The 26,554-nt window shown below is 44.1% G+C and carries 21 protein-coding genes; 1 reads left to right on the plus strand and 20 read right to left on the minus strand.

Annotation, left to right across the window (positions count from 1 at the left end; translation table 11 throughout):
• The first annotated feature begins 10 nt into the window (after positions 1–10).
• Positions 11–448 carry a DUF6376 family protein gene (locus AC58PV_RS23740; RefSeq protein WP_497434972.1) on the plus strand — a complete coding sequence of 146 codons (438 nt, stop codon included), beginning with the start codon at positions 11–13 and terminating at the stop codon, positions 446–448.
• Positions 449–531: 83 nt separating this feature from the next.
• On the opposite strand, the gene AC58PV_RS23745 is transcribed toward AC58PV_RS23740, so the two are convergent.
• The 20 genes from AC58PV_RS23745 to AC58PV_RS23840 all read right to left on the minus strand — a co-directional run bounded on the left by AC58PV_RS23745 (position 532) and on the right by AC58PV_RS23840 (position 26,521).
• Positions 532–972, minus strand: coding sequence for an SRPBCC family protein (locus AC58PV_RS23745; protein ID WP_497434973.1), 441 nt, complete (start codon positions 970–972; stop codon positions 532–534).
• Between the two features lie 14 nt (positions 973–986).
• Positions 987–1,475, minus strand: a complete 489-nt coding sequence (locus tag AC58PV_RS23750) for a MerR family transcriptional regulator (RefSeq protein ID WP_497434975.1) — start codon at positions 1,473–1,475, stop codon at positions 987–989.
• A gap of 152 nt (positions 1,476–1,627) precedes the next feature.
• A complete protein-coding gene (locus AC58PV_RS23755) occupies positions 1,628–4,795 on the minus strand; it encodes an ATP-binding cassette domain-containing protein (protein WP_497435029.1) in 3,168 nt (1,055 codons plus the stop codon).
• Positions 4,796–4,863: 68 nt separating this feature from the next.
• The gene (locus AC58PV_RS23760; RefSeq protein WP_497434976.1) at positions 4,864–6,492 is read right to left on the minus strand and encodes a response regulator; all 1,629 of its coding nucleotides are present in this window, start codon (positions 6,490–6,492) and stop codon (positions 4,864–4,866) included.
• Positions 6,452–8,305 carry a cache domain-containing sensor histidine kinase gene (locus tag AC58PV_RS23765; RefSeq protein WP_497434977.1) on the minus strand — a complete coding sequence of 618 codons (1,854 nt, stop codon included), beginning with the start codon at positions 8,303–8,305 and terminating at the stop codon, positions 6,452–6,454. The genes AC58PV_RS23760 and AC58PV_RS23765 overlap by 41 nt, the downstream gene beginning before the upstream one ends.
• Positions 8,306–8,430: 125 nt before the next feature.
• A complete protein-coding gene (locus AC58PV_RS23770; protein ID WP_497434978.1) occupies positions 8,431–9,303 on the minus strand; it encodes a carbohydrate ABC transporter permease in 873 nt (290 codons plus the stop codon).
• Positions 9,297–10,259, minus strand: coding sequence for an ABC transporter permease (locus AC58PV_RS23775; RefSeq protein WP_497434980.1), 963 nt, complete (start codon positions 10,257–10,259; stop codon positions 9,297–9,299). The genes AC58PV_RS23770 and AC58PV_RS23775 overlap by 7 nt, the downstream gene beginning before the upstream one ends.
• Before the next feature lie 80 nt (positions 10,260–10,339).
• The gene (locus AC58PV_RS23780) at positions 10,340–11,959 is read right to left on the minus strand and encodes an extracellular solute-binding protein (RefSeq protein WP_497434981.1); all 1,620 of its coding nucleotides are present in this window, start codon (positions 11,957–11,959) and stop codon (positions 10,340–10,342) included.
• 111 nt (positions 11,960–12,070) lie between these two features.
• The gene (locus AC58PV_RS23785; RefSeq protein ID WP_497434983.1) at positions 12,071–13,549 is read right to left on the minus strand and encodes an S-layer homology domain-containing protein; all 1,479 of its coding nucleotides are present in this window, start codon (positions 13,547–13,549) and stop codon (positions 12,071–12,073) included.
• A gap of 19 nt (positions 13,550–13,568) precedes the next feature.
• Positions 13,569–19,643 carry a heparin/heparin-sulfate lyase HepB gene (gene hepB, locus AC58PV_RS23790; RefSeq protein WP_497434984.1) on the minus strand — a complete coding sequence of 2,025 codons (6,075 nt, stop codon included), beginning with the start codon at positions 19,641–19,643 and terminating at the stop codon, positions 13,569–13,571.
• A gap of 225 nt (positions 19,644–19,868) precedes the next feature.
• On the minus strand, positions 19,869–20,396 hold the full coding sequence (locus tag AC58PV_RS23795; protein WP_497434986.1) for a DinB family protein: 528 nt from the start codon (positions 20,394–20,396) through the stop codon (positions 19,869–19,871).
• A 16-nt stretch (positions 20,397–20,412) separates the two neighbouring features.
• On the minus strand, positions 20,413–21,147 hold the full coding sequence (locus AC58PV_RS23800) for an MBL fold metallo-hydrolase (RefSeq protein WP_497434987.1): 735 nt from the start codon (positions 21,145–21,147) through the stop codon (positions 20,413–20,415).
• Positions 21,148–21,272: 125 nt separating this feature from the next.
• Positions 21,273–21,881: a class I SAM-dependent methyltransferase gene (locus AC58PV_RS23805; RefSeq protein WP_497434988.1), complete on the minus strand. Its 609-nt coding sequence runs from the start codon at positions 21,879–21,881 to the stop codon at positions 21,273–21,275.
• A gap of 171 nt (positions 21,882–22,052) precedes the next feature.
• Positions 22,053–22,778, minus strand: a complete 726-nt coding sequence (locus AC58PV_RS23810) for a DNA alkylation repair protein (RefSeq protein ID WP_497434989.1) — start codon at positions 22,776–22,778, stop codon at positions 22,053–22,055.
• Complete coding sequence (locus tag AC58PV_RS23815) at positions 22,775–23,248, minus strand: MarR family winged helix-turn-helix transcriptional regulator (protein WP_497434991.1); 474 nt, start codon at positions 23,246–23,248, stop codon at positions 22,775–22,777. The genes AC58PV_RS23810 and AC58PV_RS23815 overlap by 4 nt, the downstream gene beginning before the upstream one ends.
• A gap of 12 nt (positions 23,249–23,260) precedes the next feature.
• Entirely contained in the window at positions 23,261–24,034 is a 774-nt protein-coding gene (locus tag AC58PV_RS23820; RefSeq protein WP_497434993.1) for a pirin family protein, read from the minus strand.
• A 152-nt stretch (positions 24,035–24,186) separates the two neighbouring features.
• Positions 24,187–25,323: an NAD(P)H-dependent flavin oxidoreductase gene (locus tag AC58PV_RS23825; RefSeq protein WP_497434994.1), complete on the minus strand. Its 1,137-nt coding sequence runs from the start codon at positions 25,321–25,323 to the stop codon at positions 24,187–24,189.
• Positions 25,289–25,522, minus strand: a complete 234-nt coding sequence (locus AC58PV_RS23830; protein ID WP_056621715.1) for a tautomerase family protein — start codon at positions 25,520–25,522, stop codon at positions 25,289–25,291. Before AC58PV_RS23830 ends, AC58PV_RS23825 begins: the two co-directional genes overlap by 35 nt.
• Before the next feature lie 75 nt (positions 25,523–25,597).
• Positions 25,598–26,143, minus strand: coding sequence for an NAD(P)H-dependent oxidoreductase (locus tag AC58PV_RS23835; protein ID WP_497434995.1), 546 nt, complete (start codon positions 26,141–26,143; stop codon positions 25,598–25,600).
• A gap of 54 nt (positions 26,144–26,197) precedes the next feature.
• Positions 26,198–26,521: an NIPSNAP family protein gene (locus AC58PV_RS23840; RefSeq protein ID WP_497434996.1), complete on the minus strand. Its 324-nt coding sequence runs from the start codon at positions 26,519–26,521 to the stop codon at positions 26,198–26,200.
• Between the last annotated feature and the right edge of the window lie 33 nt (positions 26,522–26,554).

Raw genomic sequence — 26,554 nt, forward strand, 5'->3', positions numbered from 1 at the left:
GTGCAACTTTATGAAGAAATTATTGCTTCTCATTTTAGCTGTATCCACCCTTCAATTGAGTGCATGTACGTTAGTAGAGAAAGTAAATGGTTCTGTCGACTATGTCAATCAAGCTACAGAGCACATCCAAACCTTAGGCGATTTCGCAGAACGAGCCCCTCAATTGATCAAGGATGCCGCCACAAATCCAGAAACGAAACAGGAACTTGAAAATCAACTGATCGCGATAAAAAAAGAGATTGAACAATTCAATCTGAAGAGTGTGCCATCGATTGCAAAGGACATTCATCAACAAGTGGTAGAAAAGAACAAAGTGTTATTAGATGAGATCAATAAAGTGATCGTAAATGGACATCTTGCACTAGATAAGCTTCAGAACTCCCAATTACTCACGACAATCAGTGATATTACCCTCCTGCTCAATCGAATTCAAAATCTAATCCCCTAAAACTTCACACCTGTGTGAAGTTTTTTCTCTGTAACAAATACAACCGGCCAATATCGGCCGGTTGCGGTATTCCATTTGTACGCTTACACGTTATCCAACGATTTGCCCAAATTATCCAGCATTTCCTTCGTACCATGTTCACGTAAAGCAGGTGTATCATGGCCATCAAGGAAGATGCCTTGTTCCGTGAAAATCAGCTTCGTCCCTGTTCCGTCTGGTTTGAATTCTACCGTTGTCACGGATATCGAAATCCGCGTCTGATCCATATCCAACGTGTAACTGTAGACAATCCGCTCATTTGGAACAATGTCCTGATACGTGGCGTCGAAAGTGAAGATCGGTCCCCCTGGAGGGCCTCCTTTACTCATTTCCTTCCCACCTACGCGGAAATCGAATTCATCTGCTTTGGAAAACCACAGCTCTTTCAGTTTGGCATCCCCCCATGTGGCAAAAACACGTGACGGTGAGGCATTATATACGCGCTCGACAACGAAGGTATTCGCAATAGCAACTCTTTCTTTCATAGTAGTCAGCTCCTTTAATTTGAATCACCGGATTTGCCATCTAGGAGTTCACCTAGCAGATCTAGTCGTCGTTCCCACGACATCCGACGTTCGATGATCACTTTTTCATGGCTCTTCTTCATGGTTTCCAATAACTTGGTAAAATCATCAACAGTCACCGGTTCTTGCAAGGTCATCAGATTCGATACGTATTCCAGTTCAAGCAGAAGGTTCTGCTCCATCCGAATATTCTCTTTCAGACGGGCAATTTGCAACGATACGATCTCTAGAGGACTGAATTGCTCGCCAGTTAATACGGACTTCACCTCATCTAAGGATAAACCGAGCTCTTTCAATGATAAAATCTGCTGCAGCCGCGAGAGATCCCCCTCATTGTACATGCGGTGTCCCGATTCGGAATGCGTCGACGGCGAGAACAAGCTGATTTGATCGTAAAATCGCAGGGTTCGTATCGTAAGTCCTGTGAGTTTGGCAAGCTCGCCTACTTTCCAAAGCTGCTTCATAATCATCTCCTTAAAGCTGATCAAGCTGTTTACCGGTAACTATACTATAAAACATGACGTTACGTCAGGTTCAAGTGTTACTTTTATTTATTTTCACATGAAAATTGTTAAGGCAAATGAAAAGCACTAACCCTAAGGTCAGTGCTTATTCGTTACTTCAAACTATGATAAACGGCCATCATATCTTGTTTGTTTAATTCACGAATTCGATTGTAGATCGGTATATCGGCAACAGATTCAGTCACTTTGCTCTCATCAACAACATCTCTTACTTTCCCGGTAAGCCATGTTTGAACCGTAACGCCATCGACGACTTCCTTCCGGCCCTCATCATTAATGCCACTCACATAACAGCTTACACAAGGAACAGACAATTTCTGAACGCCATCATGAAGTCCATCTTCCGAGATGACTCGTTTACCGCCACAAAATGGGCAAGGATGACTCCCTTTAATCTTATTGATCTGCGTAACAATCTTATTGTAACCAAAGGCTTCATAGACATAAGTCAACTTTTTATATTTGCCATTGGTGAAATATTTATCAATAATGGTCTCTCTGGTTTCTGTAATATCGGGAAAATCGCAGATGCTTATCACGTTTTTGGAGCTGATCACATCAAGATTCCCTGTAATCCCATCCCAGAAAGGCACAGCATTTTGTAAAACCACTTCATAGCCAACGAAGCTAGCAAGCTCCAACTCGTACATTTTCAGGGCAACTTGAGATTCCCTAGGTAATAAAGAAACATCCTCCGATAGTGAAATATCGCCGCCTACAATGGATTTCAATTTTACTAATTCCGGCAAATCCCCTACAGTTTGAATGACTTGATCCAGCGGCTGACCAATGATTTCACGGATATCTACGCCATTGAACTTCAATTTCTTATGATGGTTTAACACGGTTCCATGACAGACTGGACAAGTAATCATCTCTCTTGAAGCTTTCATGGCCTCTTTGATCGTAAGATTCTTCGAAATGACCATATAGCGTCCGAGGATGAGATTAAAGCCTTCCCATGTTCTCGACGCCTTGCCAGCCTTATCATAAAATGACTTTTCCCAATAGCCGTATAGGAACGTATTCTTCTCTTGCTCTGTCATCTCATTATAACTTTTACTTATATCATGACCGAGTTCATTCTTGATCTCTTCGAAAAGGAAGTGCAGCTTGGCATGCTGATAATATTTCAAGACATCCATCACTTCAGGCAACAATAGGCCATCCCAGAACGGGACATTTTGATCTTGAATGAGAACATGCATATCGAATCTTTCAATGACACGACGGCCAGAACAACATGGACAATGATTATCTTGATAATAGAAATCGAAACTTCTTGTATCTTTATTGGTCGGATGAGAAGCTACAATATGGTTGATCAAACCACCGATTTCATAGAGAAAGCTATACTGACTATACAGGTGTCGTTCAAGATCAATCGCGATCACAGGAGCAATCTTATCTGACTCGTATTCCCCATAGATCAAGCGGGCCATGGAAGATAAGCTTTTTAGGATACCGCCTTTATAGATATTTTCTGCTCTTTTAAAATATTCGATCTGATTTTCTTGTATATATTGAATACCATTTTGCTGTTTCAACGCGGATGCAATGTGCACAGGAGCTGTATGGTCATCCTTGTTTTTTAGACGATAGTAGTCCGCATGAGGAACAACATCCAAATGTCCGATGGGTTCCGACCGTCTTTTGCCAAAATCAACGATAAAATCAGAGCTTTCCAGCATATAAGCATTATGTTCAATCATGAGGATGGAGACCGATTCATCTTCCAGAATGACCCTGACACTGTCGATGAATTGGTTTAAAATATTTTGTGATAAACCTTTCGAAGGTTCGTCAAAAATAAACAGGGTATGCGGATTTCTAGAATTCGCAAACAACTCAGAAACTAAATGAACACATTGAAACTCACCCGTTGATAGGGATTGTGTTTTTCTCTCTAAGGTTAGATAACCAAGTCCAAGTTTATTCAATAAGCTCAAGCGTTTATGGACGATATCTTCGTTAGGCAATTCCTCAATAATATCTTCAATGGAACGTTGGAAAATATCATCCGCGGTATCTTCATTAACTTTATTAAGCTTCTTCTTAATATCAAGGAATGTCGCAACGGTTGAGCGGCTCGTAATCGATTGATTACGATCTTGCCCCACCATGACCAGTTTATCCTTGGGATAACGTTTCTGAAAATCCTTGGACATACACTCGTTCACAAGTGTTGATTTACCACATCCGGACTCACCTGTAAAAGTTACCAGTCTATTCTTGGGAATTTGAATTTCCGCCATTTGAATATTCCGACAATACAGATCTAGAAACTGATAATACGCGGTAGGTTCTGCCTGATTTTGTGCCCATAGGACTGGTTTAGGACGAGGAGATTCCTCTACAATTTTCCCGCCATACTTACCGCTGCCTGGGCCGAAGAATAACTGTTCATCTGTAGCATCCAGCACCGTGTCTGAATGATCAATGAGCCAAATTTGATTCTTATACCCTAATTGCTTAATTTGATCGAGAATTTTCAAAAGCGTTTCATGATCAAGACCAACGGAAATTTCATCAATAATTATGACGGTATTTTCACTGGTAGCCATGAATTCAGCCAAATAATGCCGTGTTAATTCCCCCCCAGATAATGAACCCATAATCCGATTTAAGGTTAAGTACCCAATATTCATGTTGATTAAATTCTGGAGGATATGCTGCTTAGCTTCACTAATATGTAATTCCTTGGCAAGCGTAAGGATCGTTTCGATGCTTAAGTTATTGATATCGGAGATGCTGTGGGGTTGATTCCTTAAATCCAGCTTATATTGTTCAACCTCAGGACTGTAGCGCTTCCCGTTACACTTCGAACATTCTACATTTTGTGTCGTGCTGCGCCCTTTACAATCGGGGCACCACCCTAGTGCGTTATTAAAGGAAAACACTTCTGGTGATAGATTGAATTGTTCGGCCATACGATCACGAATCTCTTTGAAAACGCCGGTATGCGTGCCAATGGTTGAGCGAGGATTCGATGAGATGGATGATTTGCCGAGAAAAAGGACTAGCGGCATGTCCTCCATCTTAATCGCACTGAAATTTGTTTCCATAATTTCTGGAAATAAATACTGATACTCCGCTTTCGGCAGTAAAGATACGAGACGCTTCTTGGATTCTTCCCCTATGGTCTGACAGAACGTTGTTTTACCTGATCCCGATAAACCAGCAATTCCTAATGATTTATCTACGGGTATATCCGCATCTAATTTGTTAATGTTGTTCGAAATTAATTGAACGATCTGCATGTGTACATCCTTCCTATTGGTTAATCTTGTCGATTCCATATTAGCACACATCCTGTATTATCATGCAACTAAGTAATCATTTTCTTATTCTTCACTTCAGCTGGTGTAACCCCCCATTGTTTCCGAAATACTTTCGTAAAATAACTGAAATCCCGGTAGCCTAGAAGATTTGCCGTCTCGGATACTTTCATGCCATCCGTCAACCACTGCATAGCCAGTTTCATTTTGCGTTCCACGATATACGAAGTGAAAGATTGCCCCATATGCTGCTTAAATAATCGAGATAGATAAGAAGCATTAATATATAACTTGCTTGCTACCTCATGCAGACCAATATCTTCATTGATGCTCGCTTCAACCAGACTAATCATTTTACTGATGAGTTCGTGCCGGCTTTTATTCTTACTATCATTCACATATAAACAAATATGATCTACAATCCCATAGAGCCACTGCAGCGTCTGTTCCTTGGTAACTAATGCACGAAGATTGTGAAAATATTCAAAATGATGACCGACAACTTCCTTCAGTGGCCACGCTTGTAATTGAATGAGATGAACGATAAGTGAGCTGAGGAGTAAAATATTTTCGTGCACCTCACCGCTTGACTTGGCCTGTTCCACATTCACTTTGAACCACTCGTCAATGATCGCAATGGCTTTCTCTCGTTGTCCAGACTCCAAGGCATGAGCTAGCACCTTCTCCATCTGGATATCCGATGCTGCAGCGTTGTGGGGTTGATGCTCATCTCGATATGGAACGACGATATCGTGCCCATGAACTACTCTTTCATGTAACGCCTGACAAGCTTCCCTGTACGAATTGCTCACTGATAGTTTCTTATCTACAGCTCGGCCGATTCCGGCACTAGCGGTTGTTTTCAAATACTCCTTAAATATGGACAACAGCCTCGTTATATGCAAGTGAACTTCCGCCATGAAATCATTCATTGGACGAAGACCCTTCTCCTTATTCGAGCAATCGAAGAATACGAGTACCGTGGACCCATTATCATTGGAGAAAATAAAGCAAGGTACCTTATCCAGAAATTCTTTTGCCATCCCAAGCAACGAAATTTTCAGTAAGGTGATGTCCTCAGCGGTAAATCTCCCATTTGCACTTGTTAAGGGATCCGGATCCACGACTGCTACAGCCCACAATCCTTTGTATGGAAGTGTAATCATTAATTCACGACTACGTTGCTCGATTTCCCACTCCGAATATTTCCCAGCTGTCCAGCTCTGATAAAATAAATCCTGAAGCCTTGGCAAATGCTCCATCCACTTCTTCTGCATCATTTCCTGGTTATACTTGGCTTCTAGATCTTGACGAATGATTTCGCGTGCATCCAATACTGCTTGAAGTACATCGGTATTGCTAGATGGCTTCAGCAAATATTTCACAACGTGAAGTTCAATGGCGGTCTGCGCATATGTGAAATCATCATGCCCACTGAGCACAATAATTTTTACCAGAGGATCCACTTCACGTATATGTTTAGCCAAAGTTAAACCGTCCAATTCCGGCATTTGAATATCCATGAGCACAATATTAGGTTTCACTTGCTCGAACAGCCTGATGGCATCGGCTCCATTGTCCGCCGTGGCGACAACCTCAATTCCCTGCTCTTCCCAAGGAATGTTGTGAGCAATATTATTAAGAAGCCGTAGTTCGTCTTCCACGATCATCAGATTCATTTGCGCCTCCGATTGGGATCCATAGAACAACTGTGGTTCCCTCATTTTCTACACTATCAATGGTCAAATCTGCCGACTCGCCGTAATACAGCTTTAGCCTTGCTTTTACATTCCATAAGCCATAGAGATCGTTCCTTCTTATTTCTTGCACCCATGCTTTTCCTGTATATACGGAAACCTTCGCAAGTTCATCACGAATATAGCTAAGTCGTTCTGCTTTAATGCCTTTTCCATTATCGGTCACTTCCAGACGAAGCCTGCCCTGGTCCAGCCGACAGTCGATCTTCACCTGTCCATCACGCTTTCGCTGCTCCAGTCCATGTAAGATTGCGTTCTCTACAATCGGTTGCAGTAACAATTTCAAGACGAGATAGGACTTACATGAATCATCCATACTGATGGATACGGAGAGTTTATCAATGAAACGTAAGGCTTGGACCCGTAAATAATATTGCAGATGCTCGATGGTTTCCTCAACAGTGAACTCGTCATGCCCCTTACTTAAACTCAATCTGAAAAATTTGGATAAATTAAGCGCCATTTCCGTGATCTCTTCCGCTTCATAATTTTCAGCCATGCTATAGATGGTATCCAGTGTATTGTATAGAAAATGTGGATTAATCTGCGATTGAAGCACGCGGAGTTCTGCTTTTAACCTCAGCAGCTGCTGCTCATAGATATTCTCGATTAAATGCTTCTGATCCAACGCCATATCGTTAAACGAATTCATCAAGTAACCGAACTCATCCTCTCGCTTATTCGGAAGATTCGTATCCAGTCTGCCTAGTCGCACCTGCTTCATCCCATAGGCAAGCGAACTTAGAGGCGATGCTATGCCCCGATAGACGATCCACGAAATTAATATCGTCAATAGGATACTCATCCCGATTATGATGTACATAAACGTCCTTAGTTGGTTAAGCTCAGCGTACATGGCAGAAGCTGGTTTCACCACGACAACGGTCCAACCAGAGAGGGCAGAACGGTAACGTACGAGCATTTCCGATTCACCGGTTAGCTCGGAATTGCGAATCAGCATGTTTTCCGTGCCGGTTGACCATAACGGAGGAACCTCATTTGTACTCGTTCCGGCAATCAAACGGTTATCAGGTGCTATTAGATAAACGCTTTCATTATTGTCATGAATTAACGTATCGAGATGCTTCCTTATATGATTGGCATCCAAAGTTATCATAAGTACATGTTTACGGTCACCTGGTTTAAACGGGTCCATCGTGCGCATCAAAGTGACATAGCCTGGTTGAAACGTTTGGTCTAACTGTTGATACGAATTGAATTCGCCTATTCTCGGAAGCAAGAGCTGACTCTTGCCTCCCGCTTTTAACAAATTCTGATACCAGGACTGGTCCGGCAACTCATCCATCCTCCTGCCTCCGTATCTAGAAGAAAGAACCGTTTGGGAATAGGCGTGGTAGATGGATAATTGTGCTAGGGATGTGTTGACCGAATTCATGTTTGACAGTTGTAGTAGCACTTTCTGAAAATCCAACGTCATCTCCGCAGTCAATTGCGTTTCCTTGCGGTTTAGTAGTTCATTCAGATTCGTATCTGTCGCAAGAACCATCGACATGTTCTCAATATTATCCATCGTCATATCAATAGCTTCCATAGCTGATGACAGTGCAACTGTCGTTTGTTCATTTACCTTGCGTTCTAGAATTTGTTCGGAACGAAGACTGGCAAACATGCTGACCCCAACTAACGGGACAAGAATAATCAGGAAATAACTCGTCAACCGAAACTGGACAGATCGTTTATAAGCCTTTGTTATCCTTGTGAGTAAACCGGCCATTAGTGTCAATACCTCCGATTGGAAGGGTGGATAATAACGAATACGTTTACACATATTTTAACATATAACTCACATAGGGCTACGGCAATTCAGAATGTTCCGAATTGCCGAGCCCCGTTATCTCCCTATCCTTTGATCGCACCAATCATGACACCTTTAATGAAGTACTTCTGCAGAAACGGATACACAAGTATAATGGGCAGGATCGCAACCGTTACAGTCGCCATCTTGATCGTCTCCGGCGGTAGTTGCGACAGATTCGTCGCGTTCAGCGATAGTTCTTGACTCACGCTTGGTGTCTGAATCATATTACGCAAGACAACCTGTATGGGAGCCAAGCTCTTTTCCGTTACATACATAATGCCCTTGAAATATTCGTTCCAGTGACCGATCCCATAGAAAAGTCCGATTGTTGCCATAATGGGAGCCGACAGTGGAAGTACAATGCGAAATAATGTGGCTAATTCACCGCATCCGTCAACACGCGCAGCTTCTTCCACTTCCTGTGGAATTCCTTCAAAATACGTTTTCATAATTAGAAAATTAAATGTGGATACCATACCAGGCACGATCAGCGCCCAGACTGTGTTGTACAACCCAAGTCCCCTTACGACGAGATAAGTGGGAATCAAACCACCATTAAACAGCAAGGTGAAAATGATCGCGAGCAGTATACCGTTCCGCCATGGTGTAGTTTTCTTAGAAAGTGGATAGGCAAGCAGCGTCGTCACAAGCAGATTCAAGAAAGTACCTACGACAGTGACGAAAACCGTTATTTGTAAAGCGTCTGGAATCCTTTTACTTGCGAATATTTGCTTATATGCATCCAGCGTAACCGAACTCGGCCATATAATAAACCCGCCATTACGCAGAACCTCCGTATACGGTGTTACCGACATAATAAACACGAAATACAGGGGAAACAACGTCGATAAAGCAAACAATGCCAGTACCGTATAAAGTACAATGTCGACAAGGCGATCTACCTTGGTTACCATATGCCTGAACCCCCGACTTTTTTGGCTATTTTGTTAGCCCCTAGAATGAAGACCAAACCTATAACCGATTTGAAAACCCCAGTTGCCGCTGCTAGGCTGAAATCTAGCTGTTCAAGTCCTTGTCGGAAGACCCACGTATCAATGATATCGCCAACATCATATACCCTTGCATTTAGGAATATATAAACCTGATCGAAACCTGCATCGAGAATGTTCCCCATTCGCAGAATAAGCAGCAGGACGAATACCGAACGTATGCCGGGCAGCGTAATATGCCACATTTTCCGCCATCTTCCCGCCCCGTCCACGACAGCAGCTTCATACAATTCTTGATTGATCGTCGCAAGCGCGGCCAAGTAAATAATGGCACCAAAACCTACATTTTTCCACAAATCCGAGACAATCAACAAGGGGCGAAAATAGTCTGCATCCGTTAGCAGGTTTAGATCTCCCCATCCCATGTCTCGTACAAACGTAGTAATTAGTCCCGCTCCAGGAGCAAAGAAGGAAAATACAATGCCGTAAACGATGATCCACGATAGAAAATGTGGACCATACGTAATGGTCTGTACAACACGCTTAAACCAAGGAGAACGAATCTCATTAAGCATGAGAGCTAATAGCATATCCGGCAGCATATTGAACGCAATCCGATAGATGCTGATTAACAGCGTGTTTTTCATAATGAGCGGAAAATCAGGGGACTTAAACACAGTCATAAAGTTATCTAATCCTACCCAAGGGCTTCCCCATACTCCCTTCAGGAGATTATAATCCTGAAAGGCAATCAGAATTCCCGCCATTGGAACATAATGAAATAACAAATAATAAAGCAGACCGGGAATCATCATGATGATCATCCATTTGCTGCGGTATATTCTACTTAGCGATTTACGCAATCCGGTCGTGCGCGGGGTGGCAATCGTTTGCTTCATCTCCGTTATACTTCGGTTCATTGCCATTTCTCCCTTTCTTGTCAGGCTGCTTTCTGAGAAGAAGAAAACCCTGAATTCACCAGGGTTTTCTTGCCATTAGCTTACTTGAAATCGCTCAACTTTTTATCTTTCATAACCGAATTAATTTGATCCGTATACCCTTGGAATATGGCTCTTCCACTGAACTTCGTCATAAGCTCTTCACGGTATTGCGGCCATTTATCAGCGCTCTTGTCTTCAAATATCATTTTGATATGCAGCTTGTTCATTTCTTTGCGCAAATCACCGATATTCATCCCCTGTGGAGGTTGGAGCGAGACTGGTGGAAGCGCGTCATGCTTAGGGTATGATGCCACCGTTTTCAAAATAGCTTGGTCGCGCGGAGAAATCCGCGGATCGTTAATCTCAAATCCGAGAACCGCCGGCTCTTCTGGTGTAAAGAAACGATAGATGCCCAACCAATTGCCTGCTTTCGCGATATCTGCATCAAAGGTTTCTGGGACAAGTGTAATTTTCTTGCCATCCCTCTTGTAATGCTTGCCTTCTTGACCATAGTGAGTCAATAAATATCCTTCTTCGCTAGCTAACCAGTTCAATATTTCGAAAGCTCGTTTTATGTTTTCCGGCTTTTTCTCAGCTACCGTTTTACCCGCCATAACCGAAGTTTCAGGTACACCATTTTTCCAAATTGCTGGTTTATCCGGGAATGGATTGAACGGCTGCCAGTTCGCTTTGGGATCAATCGCTTTCGTTCGAGCTTGCACACTATTCGGAGTGCCTTCTAATGCTACATTCTCAGTTCCACTGAAGAAAATACCTATTTTATTCTGAACTGCTTTATCCAAGTGACCAGGTGATTTACTTAAGAACCAGTCCGGGTCGATGATACCTTCATTCGTTACATTAATAATATCCTGAATTACTTTCTGAACACCTAGGTCAGTCCGATTATCGACGAACGTATTATTTGCGATTTGGAAATCAGCCACAAATCCGTTGGCCAGCCACATTGGGAAATCAAAGGGTACGCTCGCGCCATTACCCGAAACCGAGAAACCAAACGTATCTTTTTTACCATTTCCGTCCGGATCGCCATTCGTGAATTTACGCATAACTTCGAGCATCTCGTCGTAAGACTTTGGAGCTTTCAGGTTAAGCTTATCTAACCAATCCTGGCGCACATACCAAGCTGGATATTGATTTCGCAAGAATGGTAAGATGCCACGGTTGATGTTCATGCCTTTCATCTGGAATGACTCCAACTCCTGTTGCTTAACCCATTTGAAGTAGTTCGGCATCGATTGTTGCGTGAAATATGAGGTCAAGTCAGCCAGCAGCCTATCTGTCGCATACTTTTGCGAGGCAGCGGCATCCCCGATGAAAATATCTGGAATATCCCCACCAGCCAGCTGAACATTCATTTTATTCTTATAATCTTCACCACCAACAAAATAATCGAGCTTCAGATCTACATTAAATTTCTCTTCAATGGCTTTTTTGACAAAGTCCTTGTCAGCCGCAGGCAATGTCGCATTGGCAAACTCGGTTCCGACAGGAATCATGAAGCGAAGACTGAGTCTGACCGGTTTCGTCGTTTCTGTCGCTGCTTTCGTATCACTGCTTACTGTTGGCTTGCTTGACTCTGCTGTTTGGCTGTTCTCTGAGCACGCTGTTGTTAACACACATAACCCCGTTAGTATAACAAGTAAAGATTTTTTCACCTTTCATCACCTTCCAAAGTTGTTATCTTGTAATCGCTTACGCTTATTATCCTTCAAGAGCACGTGAATTCATAGATGAGCAGTTTGACTTTCGATTGGTACTTTTTTTACCTACATATGTGCTAACAATCGTAAAATGACAGCCATTGACTCCGCCCTCGTTGCTTGTTCTTTAGGGAAAAAGCGGTTGGATTCCGCCCCTTCAATGATGTCTAGTGCCCTGGCCTGCTTCACCGCTGCCAATGACCAGCCGGCAATATCTCCAGCATCATCAAACGTGGATTCCCTTCCTTGTGAGCCAACAACTGTACTTGGCCGTGGATCTACCTTTCCTTGTGCTTTCGAGTACGCGCGCATCAGCATCACGATCATTTCTTCCCTCGTAATGGGCTCTTCGGGTCGAATAGTCCCCGAATCGCCATCGATGATACCATTCTGGATGGCAGCAGCGATGACGGGGTAGAACCTCGTCCCCTCCTTCACATCAGGAAAAGAAAGACCACTCTGGTCTTGCGAGCTCATACCAAGTGAACGAACGAGAAAAGCTGCGAAACTTGCTCGCGAGACCGCTGCGTCCGGCTCAAACGTAACCATGCCTGTGCCTTGAGCGATATGCTTTGCTGCCATTTGTTCAATGAGCGCACGAGCCCAGTGACCAGTCAAGTCTTGGAAAGATCGATCGTACGCCATGATTGCGTACATCCCAGATTGCTTCGCTACGAACGACATTTTCGTTCGGTCCTTATCAAGCTTGCCCCCGACATACACCCACTTATGGCTGTTCGTATCCAAGCTATAGACTCCAAGCATATGGATATTCTTGCTGTCTACATTCTTAATTGGAAGGACAATTTCCGTTGACTCTTGCGCATTAAATTGAATCTCAACGAGTTCACTGGCTGGTCGAAAAGTACCGGGCAGCCCAGACTGGAAAGCGGTAATTCGGAAGTATTCATCGGCTTTTTCCTCATTCACAACGAGGCGCATTACCTGTGTGTTGGGAACGACAACAGACGGTGTTGTTGATCGTGGCAATGGTGTAACAGGTGGTGCTACTGGCGGTGTTATTGGTGGCTCAGGTGTAGGCGTACCAACGGTTACAACAGACAGATATAACTCGGCATCCTTTTGAATGGTTACACTTTGAAAACTCGAATCAACGAATATAATTTTCTTAAGCTTCAACTTCATGTCCCCAGCATGTTTCATTCTGAATGTAAATTCACTTAACGTTCGATCGCCGCTCACTCCCGCTTGCTTGCCCAACAGAGTTGAGGCAAAGTGGAGGACCGTGCCCTCCTCTTGGAGGGCATCAAATCCATTCCATCCCGCCTTAGCTTCAACAAGAGCAAGCTTATCAGGATCGATCTCTACGAATGCTTCGAACGCGATCAAATTCGACAACCTCATGCCTTTCAATGCGAGCGTAGCTGTATCGCCAACTCGCAACTCAGAGGCAGCAGCACCCCACTCGGCATCGGCTTGGAGCTCGCTCACAACTGTAGCAGCTGCGAGCGATCCATGAGCCGGTATAGCCGCCAGCAGCGTCAACGTTGCCGTTACTAGCAGCACTACCTTTTTCCAATTCAAGTCCTCACCTCATGTCGTTCTATTCGATTCGCGTTGCCACGAATGCAAGGTCGATCAGGTCAATTGTACCGTTTCTATTCACATCCGCAGCCTCCAGCAAGCTCCATGTCGAACTTGTGTTTGCAACTCCTAAATTGAATGCCACATTAGCAATATCACCAATTGTTATGCCTGTAGTATCTTTATTAATCACGTTCCCCGTAAGCACTGTGATTTTGCCGCTTTCGAAAGCAGCAATTCCCGCTTCCAAATCTGTAACAGCTTGCGTGATAACGAGTTGAGATGCAGTTGCATGATCCGCTACTGCTTGTGCAGCCGTCATCGCTAGTTGGAGTGCTGTTCTCATCGAATCCAACGTACCGGGAAAGAACTGACCATTGTCAATCCCTTCCACTGCGCTATTGCTGATCGATTCTGCATTTGCAATGGCTGCAAGTAATGCTTCTTTCGAAACTGCATTCAGAATGGTTACCGTCTGCAACGTATGGCCTATGACTGTTTCTTGACCATTACCTTCCGCAGTAACCGCTCTAATGACAGATATAATACCGCTACCGTCAGGTAAACCTGCTTTCGCTTTGAAATTCATTTGCATAACGGAGGCTTCGCCATTCATCACTCCTGACGTACCCGAATTGGCAATGATATAACGTACGGTACCCGCCTCAATGTCGTGATCCCAATCCGCAATGACAGTTCCTGAACGGTCACTTACAGCATCAACATAGTCAAAAGCATTTTTATCATAAGCAACCGTTATGTCGAGCGCCGAAACATGGGTTACTTGCTGTACACCTAGTTTGATTGTGAAAGATTCGCCTGGTTTTACGGGATTAACTGACGATAATGTAGCACCAGCAGTTTGACCTGTAATGGTAAACATGACAGTAGAAATCATCGTATTGCCGGCTTGATCCGCTGCTATGACTTCTAGCTTATGGATGCCTAATCCGCTGATTGTTCCTCCCGTGACCCACGCTGCTCCATCCAGCTTGTAGGTTACACTGGCAATGCCGCTTAATTCATCGGTTGCCACTGCGGCAGGAGTGATGGAATTGCTGTATGCTCCGCCTTCGGTGACACCACTCCATGCGATTGTTGGTTTGATTGTATCAACCGCAATGATTGCATGCTTCGTTGACTCGATATGCCCAGCGAAATCCTCGGAGCGATAGTCGATCGAATGGATGCCATTGCCGCTCACATATACGGAATCAGTTACCGTAGTCCAAGCTCCGCTATTTATACGGTATTCCGTTTTCTTAACGCCAGATATGCGATCAGTCGCTTCGAATTTTACCGTTACAGCATGGTTGTTATACGTTCCTACTCCTGCATCCCCATAAATAATTGCTCTTGTCGATGGTGCTACATTGTCGATCATGCCCATAGGTGTGAGCGTATAACTGCCCGCTGCTGCATGGAATGCCAACACGCCGCCTTCATCGCTTACTTCGCCAAATTGATCCGGTTGACCAGCTTTCGAAATTCGCCATGTTCCCTGTTCTAAATCGGCCACCGTCAACATCATGTCCGTTTGCGAGCCATAGGTGGATAGTGTCACCGTTTCATCCAATCGGTTGCCACTTTTACTGAACCAAACCGCCCGGTCTGCAATCTGCGCGCCGGTCATGAGTTCCGAATCTAAACGTTGGCTAGGCAACGTCACTGTTTCACCGTTATCCATCACCTGCATGACATTCAGGAAATAGTCCGTCTCTGTCTTGATTGTCGGAGTGACCTCGACCCGATATGCCCCTTGCTCAGTCGTATCTTGACCTGATGGCTGACCGGTAGCCACATACGGCCATTGGTCATAGTTCTTGCCGAACCCCTCAAAGTTATAATCATGTTCGCCAACTGCTTTCACGGAAGGATTCAATGGCAGCAGTGTCTCATTGACCAGTTTGCCAGAATAACCGTTAGCATTCGTTGTAATCGTTGCAATTGAACCATTTACAACAGGCTTCTCCATACTGTGAAGCAGCCAATATTTATTAAAGTTGCCCTCCGCCGATACGACTTTATCAAAGACAACCATAGCGGCCGGATGTGTACTGTCTTTCAAATTAAGAAACATCATGGAGCGCTCGAATTGCTTTACTTTATCTGAGTAAGCCTGTGTCAAATCTCCCTTGATGTAGCTGTACTCAGGTGCAAGGGGATCGCTTCCATACTCTTGCCCCGTTACTTTCGCTCTGTTGTAATCCTTGCTCACAAGCTCATCAAGCGATTTGGCTTCAGCGTAAGTACTGTTCGCCCAGCGCTGTCCGCCATCATTATCCAATGATTGTCCCCGATAGCTAAAAACTTCAGATGGATCGTACACGAGCATGGAATTATGAGCAATCGTTCTTTTATAATAATTGCGGTCATGCGCACTCATATAATCTTGCGTAACTTGAGCGCCAGGCGTTAACACACCTCGATACATTCCGCTGTCCACCGCAAGTGCTCCTTGGTAATACAACTGAAAGCTGCCCATATCCAAATGCTGATGATTCCCGAACCAATAACCGCCGATTTTCATCTCTGCAACGACAGATGGAGAATTTTTGTTAATAGCGACGGGGTTATCCCATCCGGTACGCGCTACCATCGAGCCCATGGGTGATCCGAAGTATTTGGTAAGTGGCAGCTCATCAACCGGTCTGCTCACGATATTGGATGGTATAAGCAACATTTCCATGACCGGATCGATCTTTCCAGGCACATATTCTTTGAGAAACATATCCCGAATGTACGGATCGTCATACTGGGAAGCCGCAAGCATCGATTGACTCAGATATTTCCAAGTCGTATTCGGAAGCGTATAGAGGTCTTGATACGAGTCCCCATCACGCAACAGTTGTCCATCTGGCCGGCGAGTGTAGATAGCTCTCATCAGAACTTCCCCTTGCTTTTCCGAGAAAATATCCTCATGTCCCATACGACGCATAATGATCTGCGAATAGAGCTCCGGCTCATATCGTCCTTGCATACCATAGGAGTCACCTTGATGATGCATGCCCGATTCATACCAGAAATTACGTACGGGAGCATATTTGTTGAAAATGGGTTCCGCAGCTTTGTTGTAAATCTCCGTATCCTCGTCATAAACCGCGACACCGGCCGCTAACAGGTCTTTCATCACCATACTCTCGCTAGGATGACCTTCCACGGCATTCGTTATCAGATTCGTGTATCCGATTTCCGAATAATTCGCTATAGCCTTTATCTTATCTCTGAATGCCTTCCGATCCGCTTCGGGCAGCAGATCGTAACACCAATCATATACGATGGCAATCGCATTGATCGTACTTCCGATTTGATTATATTGTTCAGGGCTTGTGAAGATAATCGAATTCAGAAAGTTCTTCAAGATGGAGATGGCTTTATTCCCTTGTTGCACGTCTCCTAATACGACATACCTTAAAGCTGAAGCTTCAATGGCCTCTCGAATCGTCTTATTGTAGTTAGGCCCAACTGACGGCAGTTGACCCATATTAGCTGGTCCCATTCCTAGATCGACACGTGTCCATTGCTCCCCATCTGTCGATACATCAATGTCGAAGTAGGCATTGCGAACATTACCTCTAAACCAAGCCAAGGCAACAGCATGAATATCTTGCAGAGAACCTAGGTCATACGATAACCATACGCCTGAACCTTCTGCTGTCCAATAGGTTGACATATTTCCATCGATCGATTTCGTTCCGTCATAGTCGCTGCCATTGGATGCGCTCCATTGCACATTTTGAATGGGCAGGTTTGTGAACACGCCCCCTTGCTTCTGTCCATATACCTTAGCTTCCAAAATAGAATTCCAAACACCCTGACTCGTGCCTCTGCCAACGATTCGCACATAGCGGGCCTGTTGTACACTCGGCAGCACATACGTTTCAAGTTCCTGGGTCGTACCGCTGCTCTTCGCTGTATAGGAGCCTGCTTCACTTTTAACAATGACTTGCTCCCACACTTTTTGGAAGAGTGGATCTTTCATTTTGTCCTTGATTCCCTGTTTATCCTGTTCTCTGAGGTACAATCTCGGGTGAACATTCAAGGGAGGTTTAGGCATGGCTTCCAGCGATACCGTTTCTTTCACTGGCATCACGATCACTTCATCCGTCATATCAGATTGCCATACAGCAACAGGTGACGTTGTTGGGATGTAGCCCGTCAGCTCCGCTTTCAGTCTGTATCGACCATTAAATACTTGAGGATTGATGGTAAAGGAACCATCAGATGACGTCGTTCCCGTGCCTAGCACTGTCGCAAAAGCAAGATCTGCATCACTGTATAATTTCACAACTGCTCCTGTTAGCGGTTCTTTGGAACCAGCCTCAAACAGTTTCCCGCCGATGGTATACCACTTGACTTCAGGATCTTCAGACATTGTCAGATCCGCATTGCCAACACCTGCGGTAGTAACTGTAAGAGCCTTCGTCACCGTAATCAGCCCTGTTTTTACCGCTCGCAGTACATAACTGCCACTTGGAATAGCGCTAAAGTTGTAACTGCCATTCACGTTTGTCACACTACTTGCGATCGGATGAAGGAAGCCTGTATCGGCCGCAGCGTACAGTTTCACCTCGACCTCCGAAAGCGGGGATCCTGAACCATCCAAGGTTATATTTCCATTAACTGGAAGAACAATATATCCTGAATCTACTATCATAGTTAGATCCGTATTTCCTAGGCTGGACGCTGAAACCGTAATGGGGTTGGTCACTTCCAGATAGCCTGGTTTTGTCGCCCGCAGCACGTAACTACCATTTTCAATCGTATTTTCAAAAGCATATTTCCCATTCGTTCCTGTACTAGCAGTGGCAATTGGGTTGAGAAAACCTGTATCGCTTGTGTGGTACAATGTCACATTCGCACCTGAAATAACGGCCCCTCCAGTTTCTTTTACAAATCCACTGAACTTGCGGACCATTTTCACGTAATCGATATCGATTATTCCCGTATTATCTACCGTTTCGAATGTAACATTATTCAAACTGACAAGACCGCTTGTCGAAAATGTCTGATCTTTAATAACTGCCGTATTCGGGTCGATTCTTACCGCTGGCGGTTTAATATATGTCCCTGTCTGAATGAAATCACTCGTCATATAGGTATCGAAAGTCTTGTTATCCAAGTCAATGGCAAAACGAATGGTATACCATTTGTCCGAAGCTAGCGGCCCATTCCCGTTCGGAATATCATTAAAAGCTGTAGCGCTTACTACTTTGGCTGGGCCAGCCTTTACGATCCGTATCTGGGCAGCAGGCTGCAATACGCCTGCCGCAGTTTTACCCATTACTTTCAGGTTAGCAGCCAGCACCTGGTTCGTCAGCGGAGAGTTGGACCCATAACGAAACTTAGTCTCGAATTCATAACTCCCGCTCGTAACCGGCTGTATAGCACGTGTTGCCACAACACCAGCAGTTGACGCTTGCTGGTCATGAAGTCTTAAACTGCGGTTCCCTCCTCCAGGTATATCCGAAACAGTTACTTCCCCTGCACCGTATGCCGTGTAAGCATTAGGCATTGATCCTACAGACTCGCTGTCAAACGTATCGTGAAACGGCATAGCCGTTGGAGCGCTTTCATAAACGCGGATATCGTCATAATAACTTGTTCCTGTATTTGAATTTCCTGTGTTTAAGTAAATGCTCCACTTCACCGCATTGACTGGGGCATCCCCCGCTATGTTAATGCCCGTCCATGCGCCGATCGGTGTAAATACATAGGCCAATGGCGGCGTTCCAATTACATTATTGGCGCCATCATAGAATCGGAGATTGACTGTCGTCGTACCCGATGCTAGATAAACCTGACCCGTCACCGTGTAGAAATTCCCCGGTACGGCATCATACCTTGTACTCTCCACGGCCACGGTTGTACCTGCGCTAGCATCTACAATTTTTAGGCTGCTAGTGCCGGATACTTTCTGTTCCGTACTAACTGTAACTCCTGTAGTGGCAACCGTTTGCGTCCATCCTGTCAAACCGTTCTCAAACCCTCCATTCGTTAGCTCTGCTTCTGCCGCTGAAACCGTTTCCGAGAATACTGGGATAAAGCCAATCAGTAGAACAAAGACCAATAGTAAACTTACCAACTTTTTCATTCTTTCACACCTTTCACATTTCGATTGGGAACACATTAAATGACTGTCACACACTTACCTCATAACCAGCATGGCTCTCTTTTGCTTTTAATTATTAAGGATACGATCTTCTATTCATAGAGGAGTGATTTGACTTTCAAATAGCACTTTTTTGACAAGCATCACTTAGCACCTATGCTTACAAAAGAAAAACCGTTCAGGATTCATATCCTGACGGTTCTTTTCCTATCTTTTTACTCTTTTCTTGATCAAATTAATTTGGCCTCTATGATTGATTTCATCTTCAAACACGTGAAACCACATAAAATAATGATTCGCTTGTTTCTTAGACCAGAACTCTTCCTCACGGTATAACCAATCATCATCCACCGTTTTGAATAATTCGCAAGTACGATTTCTCATTTCATTTAACCTATCTAGATAGTAGGATAAATCATTTCCTCTTATCTTTTCCCGCCCTTCTGCACCTAAATGTATAGCAGGCCCCCAAATTGCCATGTCTTCCTCATTCAAATCTCTTTTTTCAAAAGTTTCCAGTTGATATGCGTATTCAACTGCCGCGAAGTGCATTAACAAGGCGCCGATTGAATTACTTTCCTCATCTAATAGAAAATCTAATTCATGTACGGTTAGATTCTTGACGGATTCTAGGGTTACATGCCTGGCATAATTCATCATCGACAGCAATCGACTAATCTGCGGCGAATAACCAGGAATATCTGTTATGAGATAAATCTGATCCATATTTAACATACGTTTCCTCCTTGTTTTATAGGACGACTTGTAAGCCACATTCAGCTAGCACGACTTCGCCGCCATAATTTTCTGCAGCTTCTTCCCTCAATAACGGAATATCTCCAAAGTGAGGCAAGTGGGTTAGAAGCAATTTCTTGACTCCTGCTTTCGATGCAAGCATCCCAGCTTCTGTTGAATTCATATGACCATATCGAGCTGCGTCGAAGTTAGCATAGAAGGAAGCTTCTGTAATAAGCAGATCTGCATCTTGCAAATGAGGAATGAGCGTTTCATCATATCGTGTATCTGCCGTATACACCAACTTCTTTCCTCCATACGAAACTTTCACGCCTAAGCAATATATATCATGATCAGTTCGAAAGAAAGTTAACGTTAAGCCATCTTCGAACGAAATAATTGTGTCTTGGTTAATTACTCCCTCTATCGTTCCATTTAAAGGAGGAATCTCCCAATCATCTTGTGTCTCCTTGGCAATTAACATTTCTAGGGGTATGTCACGTTGTTTCAAATCCATATCAATTAAACAAGCATATTGAAGAGAACCTAAGTCCGCCATGTGATCGAAGTGATTGTGCGATATAAATACTGCCGTCAATTCGTGAAGTTGGATGTAATTTTGTAAGACAGACAATACGCCGCTGCCACAGTCGAGCAAGATTTTATGAGTGCCTACTTCCAGAAGAAAGCCTGCCGTTGCCTCTCCTCGCTTTGGATAAGCACCCCATCTGCCAATAACCCTTATTTTCATAAAAAATCCCCCTTCCGAGAAAAGCAGCTACTTAAGTAACAACTCTGCTATATCTGTCATTTTGTTCGATAAGCACAAGATGTTTTCCTGCTTTAAAAAAGTTGGAGTAAAGTGCTACCCTAATCTTACACCAAGGGTTTATCCCATGATAGAAGATAACGATAATAGAAGCGTCGTCGAACCTTTGCTCCTGGAAGAATCTCCTTCGTAACCTGACGAATTTCCCGTATGCTCTCCTTGGGCGGTGCGATCCGAACATTGGGGTTCCCCATCCCACCATGAAGTCGATCCATGATACGGATTGGAAGAAGCAGTCCGCCGGATATCATCAAATCCAGCAAGGATTTATCTTCTGCTAGTCCGATGATAAGAAGTCGCCCCCCAGGGGCGAGAAATTGGCTCATTCGTAGAAGCGCGCTTCTTAAATCCATATGATGTAAAGTCGCCACACAAACGATAGTTGCGTATCGTTCTTCTTGGTTTGGGATTGGCAACGTAAGGAAGTCGCCATTCATCAATGTCACATTCGAGATCGCAGCAAGTCGCCTCTGTGCAACTTCTAGCGCTGTATGATCGGGGTCGATCCCTATCACTTGTGATACGAATGGCGCGAGACGTTGAAGGAGTAATCCATCACCACAACCAATATCAAGCACGCGGCCTTCACGCAGCTTAGCGTCTGCAATTAATTCATCGTGAAATACCGTATTATGATTCCAATAGTTCACTTCCATTGCGAATGTCACTCTCCTGCACGCTCGTCTATACTCATGAATATTACCCGAATGTGATTGGTAAATATCCCCACTAAATTAGACGATGAAACGATTATTCTGTTCAGTACATCAAATAAGCCCGTGAGATTCACGGACTTATTTCTACGAATATATAATTGTGCGTACGTATTAACACCTTACATGCTTGCGTTTGAATCCAATTCGTCCTTTATCAACTTCTTTTTGGATGTTGTCCGCAGCGTTAAGAAATTTACTTTTCGTCTTATCCTGTTTAACTTCAACAAGTCCTACAGCTTTTGCGATATCTATCGCCTTCTCATGCATCGGCTTGTAAGATAGCCCTACTGTGTAGATGAAATTATTCATCGCATATTTAGCTCGCTCAGGTGCATCATGTATCGTATTTAATACCAAATCGAGCATCGAAGATATTTTACTTTCCTCAAATTCAACATCTTTTCGATTCCCCAGAAGCCAACAGTAACAACTCCACCCCGCTGACATTCTCAGCTCTTCCCTACTTGCGATCCAGGTATCGGCAACTTCCTGTGCAATATTGGATTCCGATAACGTTACAGCAACGACGAAGTCAGACAACATATAGAAATAAGCTGCATCGATCCAACGCTCATAATCCGCTGCCGTCATTGCTATGGGATCAGCGATGATGCCCGCAAAGTACATCGCGTCATAGTTCCCAGTTGCATAAAGTTCTTCTGCTAAAGGTTGGTTAATTTTGATTTGCTTTACTAATGGTTTCATCGCACCTGTTGCCACGCCAAACACCGGCTCGTGAGCTCCGTTCGACATGTATATTTTCTTCATTCGTTCCTTACCAAGAGCTTCAAGTTCTTGCATGACTACTTCTGCGTTAATCATGGTTGTTGTCATCATGACTCCTCCGTTTCTCCATCTTGAGCATGCTTAATTCCATAGCCTATCTTCTTCAGCAGCTCAATAAGTTGGAGCTTTTCCTCATCTGTTATATAAGACAAATTATTGGAAATGGTTTGGACATGGGTGGGGAAAATCGTATCAAAGTAATTGCGTCCGGCTTCGGTTAAAGCCGCATTCGTTTTTCGTCGATCTCCAGGAATCGGAAGTCGTTCCACGAAGGACTTCTTTTCCAACTTATCAACCACGTACGTAATACTCCCACTTGGAATGTTGAATGTCTCACTTATTTTCTGAATAGGATGCGGACCTTTATTGTAGAGCAGCTCAAGAATTTGAAAAGTTTCTCTACTGAGACCATAGCTGTCAATATCGCGTTCTAAGCTTCCATACAGCTCATTCACCATGTTTCTTAGTACGCGAGTAAGCCTTAAATCAAGTGCCTTCCCCTCAGCGTCTCGTTCTATCATTCGTCAACCACCTTATCTAGCTTTGTTATACAAAGGATAATCGACTTCAGTAGGAACTTCAATTAAAAATATTCGAAGTGTCTCACCAGCAGCACGAATGATGACGTCATCTTCCTTATCCGTTTGCACGATAGCAAAGTCTTTATTCATGAATGGGATGGGCTCTTGTCCCTGTAAAAGAAAGGATCCTCCGTTCCCTCGGATCGAAAGTCCTGCAAGCGTGCGGTTCGGTAATAGTCGGTGAACATAAGATACACCTGCTTCAACTTCGATGTCAAACATACGCGCGTCGCTGATGAGTTGGTGAACAGGCGATCCTTCACCTAGAACGGTCTTGATCTTAACGCCATTTTGGTCTGTCTGAGGGAATTCTTCTGCCTTATAAAGGGAGTAGGTTGGCTCACGTCGAACCGCTTCATTTAAGTCAGGCTCAAGCCAAATTTGAAAGCTTTCGAAGCCCGCTTCCACATTCTCAGCATGCTGCATGCCTGAGCCTGCTTGCATGAGTTGAATGTCTCCCGGCTGAAGCGTACTTTCCGTTCCGAGTGTGTCTCGGTGAAAGCCTTGACCCGAGATCCCATAAGAAAGAATCTCGAACCCTCGATGGGGATGAAACCCAATCCCGCCTGCCGCTTCTGCTTGTCCCCATGCCCAATAAAATAGTGGACCTAGTCTAACCGTAACTGCCCCTTGGCCAGAGAAGCCTAATGGTTTCTGAGCCCTAATTTTGCCTCCGTCGAATTCTTCTCTCCCCTGTTGTTCGGGTCCTAGTATTTGAATATGCATAAGAATATCTCCTTGTCTGATCGAATGTAATGATTACTCTATTTAATATCCTATAATTATTTAATCTAACTACATTTAATATATTCCTATTCGAATAATCCGTCAACATGCAAAAATAAGCAGGAATCCCTCCATGAGGATCCCTGCCCTATTTAAGCGTTTTTAATTTGGTTGAGAATCACTTGAGCTTGTTGGATGGTCTCCTCCACGATGCTTTCCGCACTTTGGCCAGCTGTAAGCAAGCGCAAGCCTTGCCCAGACCACAACGACATATAGTCGGTGTTATCTTGTTGAGCCGCTGCATTACGAATGTCTCTTGTCGCCGTATTTTGAGTGGGAAACGGTAGCGGTTGGACCCCATGCCCATCCCATGTTTTTATAAATTCGTTCACAATCCCTCTGGCAGGTCGCCCGGAGAATACATTCGTAATCACTGTACTCTCTTCGGTACTTGCAAGCAGTTTCTGTTGGTAAGCGAGGTGAGCTCCCGATTCAATCGAAGTCAGGAATCGCGTTCCCATCTGAATCCCCTGAGCTCCGAGTACCAACGCGGCAACCAGTCCGCGACCATCCATGATCCCGCCTGCTGCAATAACTGGAACTCGAACATGCCCAACAATTTGCGGTACGAGCGCCATTGTACCAATGTTTGAGCCCATAGGCCGATTGGTAATGTCAAATGTCCCGCGGTGACCGCCAGCTTCGCTTCCTTGTGCAACAATTGCATCGCATTCGGCTTGCTCAGCAAGAATGGCTTCTTCAACGCTGGTTACCATCGTTACAATTCGAATCCCAGCCGCTTTGGCTGCTTCTGTCATGTGTGGTGGCAGTACGCCGAAAGCCGTCGAGATCACCGGCACGCGTTCTTCTAACAGAACAGTGAATTGCTGCTCAAAGTGATCAGGTGTCTTTACTTCTCCTGCCTCAATCTGCGGTATGCCAAGTTTGGTTCTCATCCCGTTCAGTTCCCGTTGAACTTCCAGTGTTCGCTCATTATCATCAGGAGCCTGAGAAACGAACAAATTAACACCAAATGGAGCGTTCGTTAATGTACGAATCTCCTTAATAGCTTTACGAATCGCTTCAGGCTCCATATAGGCCGCTCCGAGGGTACCTAACCCGCCTGCATTGGATACGGCTGCCGTTAAGCTAACCGTTCCAGGTCCTCCTGCCATACCCGCTAGGAAAATGGGATAACGAATGTCAAACATGCGGCAAAGTGCTGTGTTCAGATGAATGATCTTCTGCCTCCTATCACTTGAGAGAGGATCGCTGATTGCGGTATTCAAGTGCTGGTAAACCGCCCCATCCCCAATTGTCCAATTCGACTTCCTCAATAATAACATGAGTTGATTCTAATGGCTTGTTTAGGACGTTAAGAAGAAGTTCACTAACACCTTTGATCAGTGCTGCCTTTTCTTCGGCCGTAACCGACTGATGTTCTGGCGTGGTTCCCTCTCGGGTTACTTTAATCGTAACGACTGGCATAGATGGACCCCTCCTTGAAATGATTAACAAAATTCATCTATCTACTAAAAGGTAAATTATAAGCAACACAAATTATCACTTATTGGAAACTAGAGCTGGCTTTACCGTTTGCAGATGATGAATGTAATCTTTGCTGCTTTGCGCTAACCGCTCATCGGTAACTGTAGAAGTATCGTTCAGTGCAAAGTGTGGCAAATACGAAGCGCTGATAAATTGCGCGAGTGCTTCCATCGGGCGTAAAATTTCTTGAAGTGTGAAACGATTAGAGCCTGTAGCCTGATATGAAGCTTCTGTGCCATATGTCGAAATCGCAACACCGATTTCTTTACCTGCCGTTTTGCTGCCTTCTGGACCATAAGCCCAGCCGTATTGAAGAACGGTATCAAACCACTTTTTAAGCAAAGAAGGCGTGCTGTACCAATAGAGCGGATATTGGAAAATAACCCGGTCATGTGCTTCAATTAATTTCTGTTCTTTGGCAACATCGATATTTTCGTCTGGATACTCTTTATAAAGTTGATGAATGGTGAACTCACCTTGCTCTTGTAAGGCTTCCAACCAGGCTTTATTCCATTGGGATTGCTCGATATTCGGATGAGTGATGATGACTAATGTTTTCATTGTAGGTTTGCTCCATTCTAATTATATGATTTGTTTTTGCTATATTGTCTTGTTTCATTTGTTTTGGAAAAAGGCTACATTCTGCATAAAAATACTTTCCTGATCCCTAAGAAGAGGACCATTCAATTCTGAAATTCGTTTCACTTCCATCCATTCCGGATCGTTTCGGAAACGTTCGTAATTCAGATTGCGACTTTCCATATTAGCATGCTCAACTACATAATAGAGTCGGTTGTTTAACTCATTGATATCTTCCCAATAATGCGTAATCTTCATGCCATGTTTCAAAAATAATTCGGTCACATGATCTCTGAATCTCTCATGAAGGTGCTGCATTTTGCCAGGGTGAACATGATAAATTCGTAGTTCATATAACATATTTTCTCACCTCCTTACTTCATATTATCTACC

Source organism: Paenibacillus sp. J22FR83 (assembly GCF_059691955.1).

Bases quoted from the DNA above. Each gene is read 5' to 3' on its own strand.
- AC58PV_RS23775 (WP_497434980.1), bottom strand. From the start codon at position 10,259: ATGAACCGAAGTATAACGGAGATGAAGCAAACGATTGCCACCCCGCGC.
- hepB (WP_497434984.1), bottom strand. From the start codon at position 19,643: ATGAAAAAGTTGGTAAGTTTACTATTGGTCTTTGTTCTACTGATTGGC.
- AC58PV_RS23805 (WP_497434988.1), bottom strand. From the start codon at position 21,881: ATGGAAGTGAACTATTGGAATCATAATACGGTATTTCACGATGAATTA.
- AC58PV_RS23840 (WP_497434996.1), bottom strand. From the start codon at position 26,521: ATGTTATATGAACTACGAATTTATCATGTTCACCCTGGCAAAATGCAG.
- AC58PV_RS23760 (WP_497434976.1), bottom strand. From the start codon at position 6,492: ATGAATCTGATGATCGTGGAAGACGAACTACGGCTTCTTAATAATATT.
- AC58PV_RS23800 (WP_497434987.1), bottom strand. From the start codon at position 21,147: ATGAAAATAAGGGTTATTGGCAGATGGGGTGCTTATCCAAAGCGAGGA.
- AC58PV_RS23835 (WP_497434995.1), bottom strand. From the start codon at position 26,143: ATGAAAACATTAGTCATCATCACTCATCCGAATATCGAGCAATCCCAA.
- AC58PV_RS23750 (WP_497434975.1), bottom strand. From the start codon at position 1,475: ATGAAGCAGCTTTGGAAAGTAGGCGAGCTTGCCAAACTCACAGGACTT.
- AC58PV_RS23765 (WP_497434977.1), bottom strand. From the start codon at position 8,305: ATGGCCGGTTTACTCACAAGGATAACAAAGGCTTATAAACGATCTGTC.
- AC58PV_RS23755 (WP_497435029.1), bottom strand. From the start codon at position 4,795: ATGCAGATCGTTCAATTAATTTCGAACAACATTAACAAATTAGATGCG.
- AC58PV_RS23795 (WP_497434986.1), bottom strand. From the start codon at position 20,396: ATGTTAAATATGGATCAGATTTATCTCATAACAGATATTCCTGGTTAT.
- AC58PV_RS23815 (WP_497434991.1), bottom strand. From the start codon at position 23,248: ATGATAGAACGAGACGCTGAGGGGAAGGCACTTGATTTAAGGCTTACT.
- AC58PV_RS23830 (WP_056621715.1), bottom strand. From the start codon at position 25,522: ATGCCAGTCGTTACGATTAAAGTAACCCGAGAGGGAACCACGCCAGAA.
- AC58PV_RS23740 (WP_497434972.1), top strand. From the start codon at position 11: ATGAAGAAATTATTGCTTCTCATTTTAGCTGTATCCACCCTTCAATTG.
- AC58PV_RS23820 (WP_497434993.1), bottom strand. From the start codon at position 24,034: ATGCATATTCAAATACTAGGACCCGAACAACAGGGGAGAGAAGAATTC.
- AC58PV_RS23810 (WP_497434989.1), bottom strand. From the start codon at position 22,778: ATGATGACAACAACCATGATTAACGCAGAAGTAGTCATGCAAGAACTT.
- AC58PV_RS23745 (WP_497434973.1), bottom strand. From the start codon at position 972: ATGAAAGAAAGAGTTGCTATTGCGAATACCTTCGTTGTCGAGCGCGTA.
- AC58PV_RS23770 (WP_497434978.1), bottom strand. From the start codon at position 9,303: ATGGTAACCAAGGTAGATCGCCTTGTCGACATTGTACTTTATACGGTA.